Source organism: Streptomyces sp. NPDC002446 (genome assembly GCF_053595675.1).
Window position 1 is genome coordinate 1 of the sequence record NZ_JBSFYC010000030.1, and the last position, 15,593, is coordinate 15,593.

The 15,593-nt window shown below is 71.1% G+C and carries 15 protein-coding genes and 1 pseudogene; 5 read left to right on the forward strand and 11 right to left on the reverse strand.

Features of this window, described 5'->3' with window-relative positions:
• Positions 1-132 precede the first annotated feature (132 nt).
• Positions 133-1,038, reverse strand: coding sequence for a PhzF family phenazine biosynthesis protein (locus ACWD6P_RS18570; RefSeq protein WP_451445179.1), 906 nt, complete (start codon positions 1,036-1,038; stop codon positions 133-135).
• 83 nt (positions 1,039-1,121) lie between these two features.
• Here ACWD6P_RS18570 and ACWD6P_RS18575 point away from each other — a divergent pair, with 83 nt between their 5' ends.
• Together ACWD6P_RS18575 and ACWD6P_RS18580 are read left to right on the forward strand one after the other, a co-directional pair.
• Complete coding sequence (locus tag ACWD6P_RS18575) at positions 1,122-2,048, forward strand: LysR family transcriptional regulator (RefSeq protein WP_451445180.1); 927 nt, start codon at positions 1,122-1,124, stop codon at positions 2,046-2,048.
• Between the two features lie 453 nt (positions 2,049-2,501).
• On the forward strand, positions 2,502-3,290 hold the full coding sequence (locus ACWD6P_RS18580) for a CAP domain-containing protein (protein ID WP_451445181.1): 789 nt from the start codon (positions 2,502-2,504) through the stop codon (positions 3,288-3,290).
• A 73-nt stretch (positions 3,291-3,363) separates the two neighbouring features.
• Here ACWD6P_RS18580 and ACWD6P_RS18585 read toward each other — a convergent pair whose 3' ends face one another.
• Genes ACWD6P_RS18585 through ACWD6P_RS18595 form a run of 3 tightly spaced genes read right to left on the reverse strand, consistent with a single transcriptional unit; the run spans position 3,364 to position 6,227 of the window.
• The gene (locus ACWD6P_RS18585; protein ID WP_451445182.1) at positions 3,364-4,617 is read right to left on the reverse strand and encodes a cytochrome P450; all 1,254 of its coding nucleotides are present in this window, start codon (positions 4,615-4,617) and stop codon (positions 3,364-3,366) included.
• 46 nt (positions 4,618-4,663) lie between these two features.
• The gene (locus tag ACWD6P_RS18590; protein WP_451445183.1) at positions 4,664-6,028 is read right to left on the reverse strand and encodes an NAD(P)/FAD-dependent oxidoreductase; all 1,365 of its coding nucleotides are present in this window, start codon (positions 6,026-6,028) and stop codon (positions 4,664-4,666) included.
• Positions 6,018-6,227, reverse strand: a complete 210-nt coding sequence (locus tag ACWD6P_RS18595) for a ferredoxin (protein WP_451445184.1) — start codon at positions 6,225-6,227, stop codon at positions 6,018-6,020. The genes ACWD6P_RS18590 and ACWD6P_RS18595 overlap by 11 nt, the downstream gene beginning before the upstream one ends.
• Positions 6,228-6,487: 260 nt before the next feature.
• Here ACWD6P_RS18595 and ACWD6P_RS18600 point away from each other — a divergent pair, with 260 nt between their 5' ends.
• A complete protein-coding gene (locus ACWD6P_RS18600; protein ID WP_451445185.1) occupies positions 6,488-7,381 on the forward strand; it encodes an MBL fold metallo-hydrolase in 894 nt (297 codons plus the stop codon).
• Positions 7,382-7,423: 42 nt separating this feature from the next.
• On the opposite strand, the gene ACWD6P_RS18605 is transcribed toward ACWD6P_RS18600, so the two are convergent.
• The 6 genes and pseudogenes from ACWD6P_RS18605 to ACWD6P_RS18630 form a co-directional block, all read right to left on the reverse strand.
• Positions 7,424-8,656, reverse strand: a complete 1,233-nt coding sequence (locus ACWD6P_RS18605) for an FAD-dependent oxidoreductase (protein ID WP_451445186.1) — start codon at positions 8,654-8,656, stop codon at positions 7,424-7,426.
• 69 nt (positions 8,657-8,725) lie between these two features.
• The gene (locus ACWD6P_RS18610; RefSeq protein ID WP_451445187.1) at positions 8,726-9,292 is read right to left on the reverse strand and encodes an AMIN-like domain-containing (lipo)protein; all 567 of its coding nucleotides are present in this window, start codon (positions 9,290-9,292) and stop codon (positions 8,726-8,728) included.
• 154 nt (positions 9,293-9,446) lie between these two features.
• Positions 9,447-10,073, reverse strand: coding sequence for an alpha-ketoglutarate-dependent dioxygenase AlkB (locus ACWD6P_RS18615; protein WP_451445188.1), 627 nt, complete (start codon positions 10,071-10,073; stop codon positions 9,447-9,449).
• A gap of 56 nt (positions 10,074-10,129) precedes the next feature.
• A complete protein-coding gene (locus ACWD6P_RS18620) occupies positions 10,130-11,524 on the reverse strand; it encodes a tetratricopeptide repeat protein (protein ID WP_451445189.1) in 1,395 nt (464 codons plus the stop codon).
• 125 nt (positions 11,525-11,649) lie between these two features.
• Complete coding sequence (locus tag ACWD6P_RS18625) at positions 11,650-12,390, reverse strand: ribonuclease H family protein (protein WP_451445190.1); 741 nt, start codon at positions 12,388-12,390, stop codon at positions 11,650-11,652.
• Between the two features lie 53 nt (positions 12,391-12,443).
• Positions 12,444-12,826: pseudogene (locus ACWD6P_RS18630) on the reverse strand (AIM24 family protein).
• Positions 12,827-13,079: 253 nt separating this feature from the next.
• Here ACWD6P_RS18630 and ACWD6P_RS18635 point away from each other — a divergent pair.
• Together ACWD6P_RS18635 and ACWD6P_RS18640 are read left to right on the forward strand one after the other, a co-directional pair.
• A complete protein-coding gene (locus tag ACWD6P_RS18635) occupies positions 13,080-13,319 on the forward strand; it encodes a chaplin (RefSeq protein ID WP_451445191.1) in 240 nt (79 codons plus the stop codon).
• Positions 13,320-13,668: 349 nt separating this feature from the next.
• Positions 13,669-14,211 carry a DoxX family protein gene (locus tag ACWD6P_RS18640; protein WP_451445192.1) on the forward strand — a complete coding sequence of 181 codons (543 nt, stop codon included), beginning with the start codon at positions 13,669-13,671 and terminating at the stop codon, positions 14,209-14,211.
• A 76-nt stretch (positions 14,212-14,287) separates the two neighbouring features.
• Here ACWD6P_RS18640 and rho read toward each other — a convergent pair whose 3' ends face one another.
• Positions 14,288-15,367, reverse strand: a complete 1,080-nt coding sequence (rho, locus tag ACWD6P_RS18645; protein WP_451445260.1) for a transcription termination factor Rho — start codon at positions 15,365-15,367, stop codon at positions 14,288-14,290.
• Positions 15,368-15,593 lie beyond the last annotated feature (226 nt).

The following is a 15,593-nucleotide window of genomic DNA, read 5'->3' on the forward strand; positions in this document are numbered from 1 at the left end:
GCCGGCTGTGCGGCGACCGCCCTCCTGGTCAGCCCGATCTCCTGGTCGCACCACTGGGTGTGGTGCGTACCGACGCTGATCCTGCTCGGCCGCCGGGGTGTCCCGGCGCCGCCTCGCCAACCCCGCCTTGTGCTATTCGACCGGGTCCGGGAGGGGGACGGCCTGGCCCGTCACCTTGATCCGGGCGTCGTCCGGGTGCACGTCGACGTAGAGGTCGCTGGGGCGGCCCATGTCCTCGCCCTGCCGGATGTGCACCCGCAGCGGCTCGGTGACCAGGCCCAGGGTGCGCAGATAGCCGCCGAAGGCCGCCGCGGCGGCGCCGGTCGCCGGGTCCTCCACGACACCGCCGACGGGGAAGGGGTCGCGGGCGTCGAAGTCGAAGCGGTCGGGGGCCGCACGGTGGACGAGGTGCACGGTGGTCCAGCCGTGCCGGCGCATGAGGTCGTGCAGGGCGTCGAAGTCGTAGTCGAGGGCGGCCAGTCGGGCCCGGCTGCCGACCGCCAGTACGAGGTGCTCGTTGCCCGCGAAGGCGATGTGCGGCGGGAGGCCGGCGTCCAGGTCGTCCCGGCTCCAGCGCAGGGCCCGCAGCACCGGCTCGACCTGGGCGTCCTCGGCGGGGCGGGAGTGCGCCGGCACGCTGGTGAGGGTGGCGCGCACCGCCCCGCCGTCGGCGGTGGTCCCCACCCGGATCTCGCCCGCGGGCGTCTCGAAGACCAGCTCGCCGGTGCCCGTCCGGGAGGCGAGGGCGACCGCGGTGGCGATGGTGGCGTGTCCGCAGAAGGCGACCTCGGCGCGGGGGCTGAAGTAGCGCAGCCGGTAGCGGCGGGCGGTGGGGTCGAGTGCCGTGACGAACGCGGTCTCCGAGTATCCGACCCGGGCGGCGAGGGCGAGCATCTGCTCGTCGTCCAGGGCGTCGGCGTCGAGCACCACGCCGGCCGGGTTCCCGCCCGCGGGGTCCGTGGTGAAGGCGGAGTAGCGCAGTACGTCGGTGGTGACGGGGCTGGTGTCCGGGCCGGTGGACTTCTGTGTGCTGGTCATGTGCTCACCCTGACAGCCTGGCCTCATCGAGTCCAACGATTCTTCTCGCTTACAGCCATCGACAATCGCGATAGCGTGCGGGGATGGACACCAGACTTCTGCGGACGTTCGTCACCCTCGCCAGGACGGGCAGCTTCACCGCCGCGGCTCGCGCGCTGCATCTCGCGCAATCCACGGTCACCGTTCAGATCCGCACGCTGGAGCGCGAGTTGGGGACGCCGCTGTTCGACCGGATGCCCTCGGGGACGGTGCCGACCCGCACCGGCGAACGGCTGCTGGAGGCGGCCGAAGAGGTGCTCGACGCGGTGGCCAGGCTCCGTGCGACGGCCTCGGCCGGGCAGGGGGACGAGCCGGGCGGGGCGGTCGGGGGCGAGGTGGCCGTCGGGGCGGGTGATTCGCTGTGCTCATCGCGGCTGCCCGCGGTGATCGCCGCCCTGCGGCATGCCCATCCCGGCCTCGACGTCCACCTGCACGCCGTCAGTACGGCCGCGGCGGTGGACGGGCTGCGCACCGGCCGGCTCGACCTCGCGCTGCTGCTGGAACCGGAGGTCGTCGAGAGCGATCTGCTGGCGCGCAGGATCGCGAGTGAACCGCTGGTGTACGTGGCCTCGCCGGGCCATCCGCTCGCCGGCCGGGCGGCCGGCTGGGACGAACTGGCGGAGGAGAGCTTCTTCGTGCATGAGGAGGGGTGTTCGTACAGCGACCGGCTCGTACGGACATTGCAGGGTATGTCCGGCGCCCGCCCCAGGATCACCCGCTTCGGCAGCATCGACGCGGCCCGGTCGTGCGTGGCGGCCGGGCTCGGCCTGACGCTGCTCCCCCGGGTGACGGTCGAACAGCACCTGTCAGAAGGCGGGTTGACCGTGCTGGACGGGCCCGAGGCCGAGCCCGTGCCCGTGCAGCTGGTCCGGCACCGCAGGCGGTGGGTCTCACCGGGCGCCCGGGTCGTCACGGAGGAGCTGACGCGGATGTTCGGCGGGGGCGGCGGTGCGGCAGCGCACGAGGCCTGACGGACGGCCGCGGCCCGCCACGCACCGCGGTCCGCGCCGCCCGCGAACCGCACCCTGTGATATCCGCCATAGCAATTCCCGGCGTCAACTAATCCGTTTAGTAATTGATCTCCCGGCGACATAGGAGACTTGTCCGTCTTGATAGCGGAATACGCGACACGGGATGGAGCGGTATACGGACGGCACGCCGCGCCGGCCCTCGTCTCGGGCTCATAACGGCTTCTGACGAGGCAACAGGAATTCCCGGAAGAGCCGCATGCGGACCAGCACGCACATACATCCATGGCAAGGGCGGACGCGATCTACTAATGGCGGTAGTAGTTCATCTTTCTTGTGTTGCCCGGCGGTGGTCCGAAGAATGACGACCCCACGGCATCTCCGCAGCTCAGGAGCGGGGATAAGGCGGAGCAAGCCGCGCTGGAGGCGCTCCGCGATTACCGAGTGAGGTCATGGATGAGCAAGCACCGCAAGACGAGGCACCACCGGAAGATAGCCATCGCCGCACTCGCCATCGGGGCCGTGGGCGTGCCCTCCGTCGCGCTGGCTTGCATGGGTGATGACCAGGGGGGCCGGGACGGCCACCGGGCCCAGGACCGGTGGGAGCGCTCCTCGCACGAGCAGCACCGCGCGGACAAGGACGAATGGCAGCACCGGGCGAGCAAGCACGACCGGCACCACCGCGCCGACAAGGGCGAACGGCGCCACGGGGCGGGCAAGGGCGACTCGCGCCGGGCACCGGCTTCGGCTGCCTCGCAGGCACCCACCGCGACTCCGAGTGCCCCCGCGACCCCGCGCGCCACCGCGACGCCGCGTGCCACCGCGACTCCGACTGCCACTGCCACGAAGACCGCCGCTCCGGCGTCGACGACGGCCACCGCCCGTGTGGTGGAACTCGTCAACAAGGAGCGCAGCAAGGTCGGGTGTTCGCCGCTGACCGTGAATGCGAAGCTGACCAAGGCCGCGCAGGACCACAGCAAGGACATGGCCGCGCATTCGAATATGTCCCACACGGGATCCGACGGATCTTCTCCCGAGGACCGGATCCAGCGCGCCGGCTACAACTGGAGCTCATACGGCGAGAATGTCGCCTATGGATACTCGACCCCGGAGAGCGTGATGCAGGGCTGGATGTCCAGCCCCGGTCACAAGCGGAACATCCTTGACTGCTCGTTCAAGGAGATCGGTGTCGGCCTGGCGCAGCCCGGCGATTACTGGACGCAGGATTTCGGAACCGCCGGATAACTTCGTAAATTCCGCTCCCCGCCCGCTCATCGGGGCATCGTCTGAGGCCCCCGACGGAATTCCGTCGGGGGCCTCAGCGCTGTCCGGAGGCCGGCGTTCCCGTACGGTCGTGCGCGATCAGCAGATGGCGCGGGCCGCGCAGTACGGGGCTGCGCCGGTAGGGAGGGGGGTCCTCGATCAGGCGGGGGTTGTCGAGGTGCCCGAAGAGCTCGGTCAGGGCGATCTGGGCCTCCAGACGGGCGAGCGGCGCGCCGAAGCAGCTGTGGACGCCGCTGCCGAACCCCAGGTGCTGGATGTCCTCCCGGGCCGGGTCGAAGCGGTCGGGGTCGGGGAACCGCTGGGGGTCCCGGTTGCCGGAGGCGAGCATCAGGATGAGGGGGGCGCCCTTGGGGATGGTGACGCCCGAGACCTCGATGTCGGCCAGCGGGGTGCGCTGCGGCAGCATCTGGACGGGCGGCTCGTAGCGCAGCAGTTCCTCGACCGCCGTCGGCATCAGCACGGGATCGTCGCGCAGCCGCGCCAGCTGGTCGGGGTGGCGCAGCAGGGTGAGGACGCCATTGGTGATCAGATTGACGGTCGTCTCGTGGCCGGCGATGAGCAGCAGGACCGAGGTGGTCATGATCTCCAGCGGTGTGAGCTGCTCGTCGGGGCCCTCGCCGGCGCCGGCGGCGAACGCGGAGAGCATGTCGTCGGACGGCCGGGTGCGGCGCTGTTCGGCGAGCCCGCCCAGATACAGCCCCATCGCCTGACGGGCCTCAAGCGCCGCGTGTTCCCGGTCGGCGGGGTCCTCGCCGGGGGTGGGGTCGAAGCCCGCGACGATGGTGTCCGACCACTGGCGGAACTGCGGCTCGTCCTCGGTCGGTACGCCCAGCAGCCGGCAGATGACGGTGACGGGGAGCGGGTAGGCGAAGTCGTCGACGACGTCGATGCGGTCCTTGTCCTGGCAGCCGGCGAGGAGGTCCTTGACGATCCGGGTCATCTCGCCGTGCAGGGCGTCGACCCGGCCCGGGGTGTGCGGCGGGCCGAAGGGCCGCATGGCCAGGCTGCGCAGCCGGTGGTGCTCGGGGTCGTCGAGCCCGATGAAGGACGGCGGAAGTGCGCTCGCGGCCGCGACCTCGTCCGGCGCGCTGCGGTTGCGGCGGTCGGAGCTGATCCGCGGGTCGTGGAGCAGCGCCATGATCTCGTGGTACGTGCCGACCAGGTAGCTGCCGTCCTCCTGCCGTGCCACTCCCGCCTCGCGGAGCTCGGCGTAGAGCGGATAGGGGTCGGCACGGCTGGCGTAGTCGGTGATCCGTCGGAACAGGGTGTCCGCAGTGTCCGCGGCCATGGGCGGGGGCTCCTCATCGCTCTGTGTCGCCGGGGAGTGACGGGTCTCAGCGGGCCGGCTGCACCAGCCTCAGGCGCCGGTCCGGCAGGTGGCCGGTGAGGGCGACGGTCGGACCGTGCGAGAGCACCTTCGGGTCCGGTACGTCGGAGGGGACCGGGTCGAGGGGTGCGGCCTGGTCGGCGGCTCCCGGTCCGGGCGGGAACGGCGCCGCCGTCTCGATCATGCGCTCGTAGTGCTCCAGCGACCTGGCCTGGTTCACGCTCACCGCCGCGGTGACCCGCCCCCGGTAGCCATAGACGGCGACCAGCCGGGCCTGCTCGACCGAGCCCTGGGCGATGACCACCTGGTCGGAGAAGGTGGGGACGCCGACCGACTTGATGTTGAGGCCGAACTGGCTGGACCAGAAGGCGGGTACGGACAGATGCGGGCGTCTGCGCGGCCCGGGGTTGACCATGTTGTGGGCGGCGACCTCGGCCTGTGCGACCGCGTTGCCCCAGTGCTCCAGGGACAGCAGCTGGTACTCGAAGAGCGGGTGCGGGAACCTGGCCACATCGCCGGCGGCGAACACGTCGTCGGTGACGATGCCGTACATGTCGAAGGCCCGGCACCCCGCGTCGCAGGTCACCCCGCGGGGCCCGGCGGCGAGGCCGGATTCGGCCAGCCATTCGGTGTTGCGGGCCGCGCCCAGGGCGACCACGGCGATATCGGCGTCGATCCGTGTGCCGTCGGAGAACCGTGCGCCGGTGAGCTGCCCGTTGCCCTCCAGCGAGGTCACTGTCACTCCGCAGCGCAGGTCGACGCCGTGTGCGCGCTGGAGCTTCGTGGCGAACTCCCCGAGCGTGCCGCCCAGCGCACCGACCAGGGGCGCCGGCCCCCGCTCGGCGACCGTGACCTCCAGGCCGCGCTCCCGGCAGGCGGAGGCGATCTCCGAACCGGTGAAACCGGCGCCGATGACCAGGACCCGTCGCGGCCCGGCGTCGAGCCGCTCGGCGAGCCGGCCCGCGTCGTCGCTGGTCCGCAGGGTGAACACCCCGTCCAAGGCGGCCTCGGCCGGGTTCGGCCAGGGCCGGGCGCGGGTTCCGGTGGCGATCAGCAGCCGGTCGAAGGGCACGTCCGTACCGTCGGCGAGCAGCACCCGTTTCCCGTACAGATCGAGTCCGGTGGCCCGCACGCCGAGTCGCCACTGCGCGTCCACCTCCCGGCGCCGCGGCAGCCCCGTGCGGTCGGCGGGCACCTTCCCCAGGAGCACCTGCTTGGACAACGGCGGCCTGTCGTACGGGGGGTGCGGCTCCTCACCGATCAGGGTCAGCGAGCCGTCGAACCCCTCCGCGCGCAGCTTCTCGGCGGCCCGCAGCCCGGTCAGTGACGCGCCGACGATGACGATCCGGCGGCCGCCGGGTTCAGCTCCCACCGGCGCCCGCCTCCTCGCCCACGAGAATAGCCCGCACCGGGCAGGCCACCGCGGCCCGTCGCACACGTTCGTGCTGGTCTTCCGGAACGACCGGGGTGTACAACAGGGCCTCCTCGCCATGCATCGTGAACACCTCCGGGGCGAGGAACGCGCACTGCGCGTAGCCCTGACAGCGATTGAGGTCGACGACGACGTTCATCCCCAACGCCCACTCCTCCCGCCGGCACACCCGTGCTCGTCGTCTCCGTCCTACTACCGATCACGGCACCAAGCAGGCGGTGCTGGTCCGTCGGAGGGGTGACGCACGGTGAGAGAAGCGCATTTTTGTCATGCTCATGGTCTACACGCGGCGGTCGATGAGATACGCCGCGACCGGAAGAAACAAGGCCCGGCCCCCCTTCCTCTTCTCCCCGCCGCCCAGCACCCTTTTGGGGACGAAGACGGAAAGTGAGTCACCTCATGGACACTTCACCCCCCGCCGGCTGGTACGTGGACGACCGCTGCAACAACTGCGATGTCGCACGGCAGCTCGCGCCGACCCTCATCGGCGAGGTCGACGGACGGTCCCGGATCCTGCGTCAGCCGCGCGACGAGACGGAAGAACGCCTGCTGCACACCGCCGCGTTCGCCTGCCACTCCCGCTCCATCCGCCGCCCGTCCCGCACGCTGGACGCCGCGCTGGACCCGTTCCCCCTGCCGCTCGACGGCACGGACGACGCGGTCCTGCTCTGCGGCCACAACTCCCCGCACACCGCCGCGGCCAACTCCTACCTCGTACGGCGCCCTTCCGGGACGCTGATGATGGTCGACACCCCGCGCTGGAGCGAGGCGCTGGCCTCGCGCTACGAGAGGCTCGGCCCCGTCACCGACGTACTCCTCACCCACCGGGACCATGCCGCGCACGGCCGTCGCTACGCCGACCGCTACGGCGCCCGGTTGTGGATCCACGAGGGCGACCTCGAAGCCGCGCCCGATGCCGACCACGTGCTGCGCGGCACCGCGCCGACTGAGATCGCCGACGGAGTCCTCGCCCAACCGCTGCCGGGGCACACCAGGGGCAGCGTGGTCTACGTCGTCGACGAGCGGTTCTGCTTCAGCGGGGACAGCTTCTACTGGTCGCGCGCGACGGGCGACGTCGAGGTGGCGGAGAGCGTCACCTGGTACTCCATCGAAGAGCTGGCGGCCTCGCTGGCCCGTACCGCCGACCGGCTCCGCTTCGAGTGGCTGCTGCCCGGACACGGCGACCGCAAGCGCCTGCCGGCCGATCAAATGGCCCGGAGAATGCGGCAGTTGACGGCTCGCGTCGGTGAGTTGAGGCCCCAACCGATCGACTTCACCGCGGTGCGCTGGTGAGCGCCCGGAGGCGGGGGCCCGTCGCCGCGGCGTAGCGGCGGCTCAGCGGACCGACGCGGCCGGCGGGCGTTCGCGTACGGCGCCGTAGGCGAGGAAGTAGGCCGGTACCCGGTTCAGCCACCGCGAGGTGGTGACCAGCTCGGCCATCCGCTTGGCCCGCCTGGGGTTGCCGAACGGCGAGTCGCCCGCCAGCACCGGACCGATGACGCGCGCGTGCGCGAACCGCTGCAGTGCCTGGGTCAGGGCCGTGGTCGGCCACCGGCGGCGCTGGACGGCGCGTACGTCGCGCAGGCCGACGGCGCCCGCGCGCAGCGGCCCGACGAGGTGCCGGGCGGCGGCCACCGCGTCCTCGACGGCGAGGTTGATGCCGATGCCGAAGACCGGCGACATCGCATGCGCCGCGTCGCCGATGCACAGCAGCCCCGGGCGGTGCCACCGCCGCAGCCGGTCGAGCCGTACGTCCAGCAGCTTGACCTCGTCCCAGGACCGCAGCGCCGGCACCCGGTCCGCCAGCCAGGGGGCGGCGGACGCGAAGTTGGCCATGAACGGCCCGAGGCCGGCGGCCCGGCGCTGCGCGTCGGTGCCCTTGGGGATCAGCGCGGCGCACTGCCAGTAGTCGCCCCGGTCGATCATCGCGGCGAGGAGCCGGTCACCGACGCCTCCCACCAGCCCGTGCGGATCGCCCTCGCGCCGTGGCAGCCGGAACCACCAGGCGTCCATCGGGCAGGTGAAGCTGTGCAGCCCGAGTTCCGGCAGCAGCCGGGCCAGCGAGCCGCGCCCGTCGCAGGCCACCGTGAGCGTGGCCCTCAGCTCACCGGTGCGGCCGTCGGACGTGCGGTACCGCACTCCGGTGACACGGCCCCGGTCCACCAGGAAGGACGTCGCCTCGGTGCTCATCCGTACGGAGAAGGAGGGCTCCCGCCGGGCCTCGTCCGCCAGCAGGTCGAGCAGGTCCCACTGCGGCACCATCGCGATGTAGTTGTACGCGCCGCGCAGCGCGCCGATGTCCCCGATGGTGACCAGCGAACGGTCCGGGCCGAGCGGCAGCTGAACCCTCTTCACCCGCCGCTGCGGCAGCCGGGCGAACCGCTCGCTCAGCCCCAGCTCGTCGAGCAGCGCCAGCGTGGACGGGTGCACGGTGTCGCCGCGGAAGTCGCGCAGGAAGTCCCCGTGCTTCTCCAGGACGGTGACCGCCACACCCGCCCTGGCCAGCAGCAGGCCGAGCACCATGCCGGCCGGGCCGCCGCCCACCACACAACAGGTGGTCCGCTCCATGGCAACCGCTCCCTTCGCGCTCAGACGGCATCCGGGCCGGTACGCGGACGCGCTCGCACGCTCACCGCGTCACCAGGTATGTGCCACGTCCACGATCAGCTGGTCGCCGGTCTGCTGCACCCGGAACGGCAGCTTGGCGCGAACGCCCAGCCCGACCTGGGTCTGCCCCTCGAAGCTCGCCCCGAACCTGGTGTCCTTGAACGTCTTGTATCCGGTGAGGTTCACGCCCGGCAGCGGCTTTCCGGCGGTCCCGGCATAGCTCTGCTTGCCGGTCGACGGGTCATAGCTCGGCGCGGATACGTAGATCTCCAGGATGGCGCCGCCGCGGACCGGTATCCGCTCGCCGGAGCCGTCCTGGTGGAACGCGTCGACATAGCCGACGTGGTAGCCGGCCTTGCCGTTGGCACCGCTGATGTCGAAGACCATGCGGTCGTAGCAGGTGCTGCGGCTGGTCTTGATGTTCTTCAGCGGTGCCCCGTTGCCGTCCGTGGCCGACTTGTCGCCGCTGCCCCAGTGCGTCGAGCAGACCGTGGCCGCGCCCGCGGGTCCGGTCGCGGCGCCGGCCGCCCCGGCCGCTCCCAGCACACCGGTGCCCGCCAGCACGAACACCGCGGCCGCTGCCCCCAACCGTCGCATGACATACCTCCAAGAGAGTTCCGTTACAGGCGAATTCGCAATGCATCGGTACCGATGCGTACAGGAGGACGGGCTGCGGTGCGCGCGCGTTGCCTCCGCGTCGGCTTTCGGCCAGCACGGGGCCGAAGTTGTCGGGTGGGCGGACCGTCGGTGGTCACCGCACACCGTGGGGCCGGAACTGGATGCTGATCCGCGGTCCCGCCGCCCGGCTGCTCTTGGGGACGGCGTGCTCCCAGGTCCGCTGGCAGGAGCCGCCCATCACCACCAGATCGCCGTGCCCGAGCGGTCTGCGCACCGTGCTGCCGCCGTGACGCGGGCGCAGCAACAGGTCGCGCGGCGCGCCCACTGACAAGATGGCGACCATGGTGTCCGCGCGCCTGCCGCGGCCCGTCCGGTCGCCGTGCCAGGCCACGCTGTCGCGGCCGTCCCGGTAGTAGCACAGGCCCGCCGTGGTGAAGGGTTCACCCAGCTCGGCGGCGTAGTGGGCGGAGAGCGCGTCCCTCGCCTCGGTCAGGACGGGGTGCGGCAGCGGGTCGTCGGCCTGGTAGAAGGCGAGCAGCCGCGGTACGTCCACCATGTGCTCGTACATCTGCCGGCGCTCGGCCTGCCAGGGAACCTCGGTGGCGAGCCGCAGGAACAGGGCGTCGGCCCCGCTCAGCCACCCGGGCAGCAGATCGATCCAGGCCCCGTCACCGAGCCGGGTCCGGTGCAGCCCGTCCAGCGGGCCGAGGCGGATGTCGTCGGTCTGATCGAAGAGCGAGCCCTGAAGATGCGTGCTCATGGTTACAGCGTACCCAGGGAATCGAATGCGTGTTCTGTGAGGGGTTTGCGGACCGGTCAGGAGGAGGCCTGTGCGGCGGCGCGTTCGCGGGCGGCGGCGGCCCGGTCCGGGGCGCCGAGCTGGTCCTCCAGGCGGGCCTTGGCCGACCAGTTGTACGGGCAGATCGGGCGCAGCTGGATGCGTTCGCTGAGCAGGGTGCGGGCCAGGTCGGTACGCCCGGCGCGCAGGGCCGCCTCGACGAGGGTGCGCTGGATCGCGTCGCGCTGGGCATGGCTGCCGCCGAAGGTGTGCAGGCGGTGGCGGACGGGCAGCAGCAGCTCGGCGGCCCCGGCGTAGTCCTGCTGCCCGTAGGCGATCAGCGCGCGGCAGACCGGCAGGCCGATCTCGGCGGTCATGGCGCGGTTGGCCCCGCCGGGATCCGCAGCCAGCCAGCGCTCCCGGTCCCGGACGAGGCGCCGGGCCCGGGTGATGCGGCCCGCTCCCACATAGGCCATCACGGCATGGGCGTCGTTGAAGGCGTAGTGGGGGCCGTCCTGACGGCTCTCCCAGGCGTCGGCGAGTCGGTCCCACCGTGCGCTGCGGACGTCCTGGGCCAGGTAGAGCCGCCACAACAACGCGGCGGCGTCCAGCAGTTCCATCGCCGCGCCGGCCGATCCCTCGTGGTGCAGAGCCGCGTCGTAGATCTCCAGCACCCGGGCGGTGTCGCCGGCCTCCAGCGCGTAGAGGGCGTAGTGCCACCAGTTGTGGACGGTCAGCAGGGTGCCGCTCGCCCAGTCGTCGGTACGGGCGTCGAGGAAGCGGATCCCGTCGCCGAACCGGCCGCGCATCTCGTACGTGTGGACCACGCTGTGGATGCCCCACACATCGTGCGGGTGCTGGGCGAGGGCCGCCAGCCCGGCCTCCTCGGCGCGTTCGTAGTGGCCCGACTCCTCCAGTCCGAAGGCGTACATGCCGAGCAGCGGGCCGTGGTGGGGGTCGTCCTCGTCCCAGGCGTCCAGTGCTCCGCCGACGCGGTCGCGCAGGCGCTGGGCGTCGCCGGTGAGGAAGTCGTGCTGATGCCCGGCGAAGAGCGCCAGCACATCGCGCGGGAAGGCGATCGAGATATCGCCGAGGACGCGGCCCGCGCCGTGCAGATCGCCGTCCAGCCATGCCGCTGCGGCGGCGAGGTGCATACGTTCCCGGGGCGCCAGCCGCTCCGTGTCCACGCCGGCGCGGAAGCGGAGGAAGGCGTCGCGGGCCGCGACCGCGTCCCTTTCCTCGGTCCCCAGCACGCCCAGGTAGGCGACCAGTGCCCGGCCCATCACGGAATCCGGCGCCGCCGCGAGCACCGACCGCGCGGTTTCCATGACCTGGGGGCGGAAGAAGAGCAGATCGTCCAGCGCCTGTTCGTAGCGGGTGAGGGCGTCGGCCCCGGTGTCGGTCATCGTGTGGCCGTGCCGGTCCGTTGTCATGGGTACCTCCCGTGGGGCACAGGTCACCGCCGCGAGAGCGGAGGCCGTCGTTCACCACGCCATGGTCCCCGTACCGGAGACGCCCGTCAGGCCCTTTCAGGCAACTGGCCGATCCCCGCGCGGTGCTATGCGTCGCCGCCCGCGGCGGAGCGGCAGTCCGGGTGGCCCCAGCCGTCCGGGTTCTTGGCGATGGGCTCGCCCGCGGCGTACGCCCGCCCGCAGCGGCAACGGCCGGGGAACTTGGCCTTGAGCGTCCGCGTGGCACCCGCTGCGGAGCCGGGGGTGCGCCGGCGCGGCGAGGACGCCGTCTTCGCCGACGCGCCGGAGGTACGGCGACGCGCGCTGCCGGGCCGCACGCTGTCCGGCGCGGGCGGCGGCTCCGGGGACCCCAGCTCGCTGCCCGCGGCCTCCTGGACGGTCGCGGCCTGGCTCGCGGCCCGGTCGGCGAGGTCGTTGAGACGGTCGCCGTCCACTTGGTGCGCGGGCACATACCGGAACTCCACCGTACGGCCCGTGAGCAGGGCGTCGATCCGTACGACGAGTTCCTGGTTGGCGACCGGCTTGCCCGCGGCCGTCTTCCACCCCTTGCGCTTCCAGCCGGGCAGCCAGGTCGTGACGGCCTTCATCGCGTACTGCGAGTCCATCCGGATCTCGATCGGGACGGCCGGGTCGGTGGCGGCCAGCAGGCGTTCGAGGGCGGTGAGCTCCGCGACGTTGTTGGTGGCGGTGCCCAGCGGTCCGGCCTCCCAGCGGACGACGGTCTCGTCGGCGCCGGCGACGACCCAGGCCCAGCCCGCGGGCCCGGGGTTTCCTTTCGATGCACCGTCACATGCGGCAATCACGCGTTCAGCCATGCGCGCGATCATGCCAGGCAGCGCCGCGCGGGGCGAAGTCGCGTCCGCGCTGGCTGCCGGCCCGATCAGTTGCCGGCGGCCTTCTCCGGACGGAGCTCACTCGGCCGTACGATCACAAAACCCTCGCCGTCGAGGCGGAGTTGAACGGCCTCTCCGGAGCCGCCCCGGAGCATGGAGCCGAGGCTCTGCGAACGGTGCAGCGCGGTCTGCAGGCTGCTGCTCCAGCCGACCACGGCGTCGGTGTCGACGAAAACCGGAGACTGCGGTGATACGGGGATCACGATGGCTTCTCGAACTGCAGGTCACCGCGGTAGGCAACCATCGAGCCCTGGCGGGCGTAACACTCACCGTCCAGCGCATACTTGATCGACTTCGCGTTCTGCTGCGTCATTCCGGGCGCGGTGGCCGGTATCGCCATGTGCGCCGAGGCGAAAAGATCACTGTTCATGGCCCTCATGGTAAGTGTTTGCGCCGGTGCCTCCGCCGGAAATGACGGGCGCTCGCGGCCAGTTCGCACCGTCGTCAACTCGGGCCGCGATATCACCTGGATGCCTGGTCTTGGTGCGTCATGTCTCTGGAGCGGGAGTCGGCGGGGAAACAACAGCCGTGTACGCACAGAGCGGCTCACCGCCGTGGCGCGGGGCGCCCCCAAAGGGACGCATCGCCCAGGAGCCGCTTCCTTCATCAGTGAGGAGAGATCGATGGCTCACCGGATCAAGAGTGCCTTCCTTTCCGCCGGCGCCTTCGCCGTCGTACTCGGCGGTGCCGGTCTGGCCACCGCCGACAGCGGTGCACAGGGCGCATCGCTCCATTCACCCGGAGTTCTGTCCGGCAATACGATCCAGGCCCCCACCGATGCCGCGACCAACCTCTGCGGGAACACGATCAATATCGTCGGGCTGCTCAACCCCGCATTCGGCAATACCTGCGTCAACGACTGACCCCTGCTGACACGGAGCGTGCGGGGCGAGCACCCGCCCCGCACGTGTCGGCCGAGCGGGCCCTCGGTTCCCATCCCGAGGGCCCGCTTCTTCGTATCCTCCATGCATGGAACGGGCACATAGCCTCGCGCAGCGCTCTTGCCCGGCACGATCGCCCTGGTCGGAAAGGTTTGCGCGGCCACCCCTAGGCAAGCGTCGCCTCCCGTAGCACGATCGACTGTAAAGGTAAAACTTTCCTTGAAATCGACCCAACAGGAATTCAACCCAACAGGAATGCAATACGTCGTCCACCAGTACACACCCCGTATTCGCCTCGCACCCCACCAGACTTTCGGGAAGCGACACCGTCATGAAACTGCTCGCTGAGCGACGGACGGACGCAAACGCCCGGCCCCACGCACTCCATTCCCCCTCGCTCGCCGCCGATCTCGGCCTGCTGCTCCTCCGTCTGACCGTAGGACTGATCATGGCCGGGCACGGCGCCCAAAAACTCTTCGGTCTCTTCGGCGGCCCCGGGCTCACCGCCACCGGCAGGCAATTCGAGGCCATCGGCTACAAACCCGGCGAGTTCCATGCGGGCCTCGCCGGAGCCTCGGAGCTCCTCGGCGGCCTCGGCCTCGCGCTCGGACTGCTCACCCCGCTGGCGTCGGCCGCATTGATCGGCGTGATGATCAACGCGATGGTCCTCGCCGCCCCCAAGGGTCTGTGGGCGCAAACAGGCGGCATGGAATATCCCCTGACCATCGCCGTCGTCGCCCTCGCGGTCGCCGCGATCGGCCCCGGTCGCTTCGCCCTCGACAGGCCCTTCCGCTGGCGCGACGGCGGACTGGCCAGCGCCGCCGTCGCACTGGGAGCGGGCGGCCTCGGCGCCGCACTCGTCCTTGTCCTGTGATCCGGCAGAACAGCGAAGGAGGCGGTGGCTGACGACGAGACCGGCCACAGACGAGTAGAGCTACAGACGCAAAGGGCTACAGCTGGCGCAGGAATGTGGCGTTGTCCGGCGTCTGGCGAAGCCTGTCCAGCAGTGCCTCCCCGTTCGCCGGTCCGCCACCGGTGTGGAGGACACGCCGCAGTCGACGCATGGCGGTCAACTCGGCCGCCGGGAGCAGCAGTTCCTCGCGGCGGGTGCCGGATGTGGTGATGTCGACCGCCGGGTAGAGACGCTTGCCCGCGAGCGCGCGGTCCAGACGGAGTTCCATATTGCCGGTGCTCTTCAGTTCCTCGAAGAAGTAGTCGTCGGCGCGGGAGCCGGTCTCCACCAAAGCAGTGGCGAGGATGGTCAGCGAACCGCCCTCCTCCGCGCAACGCGCGGCCCCGAAGAGCCGCTTGGGACCGTACAGCGCGGCGGCGTCCACACCTCCGCTCAGCGTTCGGCCGCCCGACGCGGCGGCGTTGTTGTGCGCGCGGCACAGACGCGTCAGGGAATCCAGGAGAATGACGACGTCCTGTCCCTGCTCGACGAGTCGTTTCGCGCGCTCCACGGCCAGTTCGGCGAGCGAGATGTGCTCTTTCGGCGACCGGTCGAAGGTGGACGCGAGCACCTCACCACGTACGCAGCGGCGCATTTCGGTGACTTCCTCCGGTCGTTCGTCGACCAGGACCACCATCAGCCGGCATTCGGGGTGATTTTCGGCGAGGGCGGCCGCGAGCCGTTGCAGCAGCATCGTCTTTCCCGTCTTGGGCGGGGCGACGATCAGCCCGCGCTGGCCCTTTCCGACAGGCGCGATCAGATCGACGATGCGCGACGTCAGACCACCTGTCGTGCTTTCGAGGCGGATACGGTGACGCGGGTGCAGCGGCGTCAGGTCCCGGAAGTGCGGCCGGCCCCGCCATTCCTCCGGTGGGCGTCCGTTGACGGACTCGACCCGGGTGAGCGACCGCGTACGGCCGCGCTCGCCCACGACGAAATCACCTTTGCGCAGGCCGTTTTGGCGGATCAGCGCCCCGGGCACCCGGACGTCGGCGGGCGAGGACAGAGAGCCTTGCGCACGGAGAAACCCGTATTCATGCTTCTCGTTCGCGATATCCAGTATCCCGGCCGCCGGCACGGCGACGGTGTCGGTGTCGGTGTCGGTGTCGGTGCTGTGATTATCGCTCTTGGTGCGGGTGTGGGTATGAATTTGGGTTTGGGCTTGGGTGTTGATGTTGCCGGTCAAGGGGTTTCCTCTCGGGATGTACGGAGGTGAGCAGGCGGTGGCAGGGGAGCCGGCGGAAAAGGGGCGGTGCCTTCACGCCCCACGGGCGGGCAGAGAGCCCGCAGCCGGAGAGAGAGGG

What these genes read in the sequence shown, in the direction of transcription:
- ACWD6P_RS18570 (WP_451445179.1), bottom strand. Translation starts at nt 1,038, where the DNA reads ATGACCAGCACACAGAAGTCCACCGGCCCGGACACCAGCCCCGTCACC.
- ACWD6P_RS18575 (WP_451445180.1), top strand. Translation starts at nt 1,122, where the DNA reads ATGGACACCAGACTTCTGCGGACGTTCGTCACCCTCGCCAGGACGGGC.
- ACWD6P_RS18580 (WP_451445181.1), top strand. Translation starts at nt 2,502, where the DNA reads ATGAGCAAGCACCGCAAGACGAGGCACCACCGGAAGATAGCCATCGCC.
- ACWD6P_RS18585 (WP_451445182.1), bottom strand. Translation starts at nt 4,617, where the DNA reads ATGGCCGCGGACACTGCGGACACCCTGTTCCGACGGATCACCGACTAC.
- ACWD6P_RS18595 (WP_451445184.1), bottom strand. Translation starts at nt 6,227, where the DNA reads ATGAACGTCGTCGTCGACCTCAATCGCTGTCAGGGCTACGCGCAGTGC.
- ACWD6P_RS18600 (WP_451445185.1), top strand. Translation starts at nt 6,488, where the DNA reads ATGGACACTTCACCCCCCGCCGGCTGGTACGTGGACGACCGCTGCAAC.
- ACWD6P_RS18605 (WP_451445186.1), bottom strand. Translation starts at nt 8,656, where the DNA reads ATGGAGCGGACCACCTGTTGTGTGGTGGGCGGCGGCCCGGCCGGCATG.
- ACWD6P_RS18610 (WP_451445187.1), bottom strand. Translation starts at nt 9,292, where the DNA reads ATGCGACGGTTGGGGGCAGCGGCCGCGGTGTTCGTGCTGGCGGGCACC.
- ACWD6P_RS18615 (WP_451445188.1), bottom strand. Translation starts at nt 10,073, where the DNA reads ATGAGCACGCATCTTCAGGGCTCGCTCTTCGATCAGACCGACGACATC.
- ACWD6P_RS18620 (WP_451445189.1), bottom strand. Translation starts at nt 11,524, where the DNA reads ATGACAACGGACCGGCACGGCCACACGATGACCGACACCGGGGCCGAC.
- ACWD6P_RS18625 (WP_451445190.1), bottom strand. Translation starts at nt 12,390, where the DNA reads ATGATCGCGCGCATGGCTGAACGCGTGATTGCCGCATGTGACGGTGCA.
- ACWD6P_RS18635 (WP_451445191.1), top strand. Translation starts at nt 13,080, where the DNA reads ATGGCTCACCGGATCAAGAGTGCCTTCCTTTCCGCCGGCGCCTTCGCC.
- ACWD6P_RS18640 (WP_451445192.1), top strand. Translation starts at nt 13,669, where the DNA reads ATGAAACTGCTCGCTGAGCGACGGACGGACGCAAACGCCCGGCCCCAC.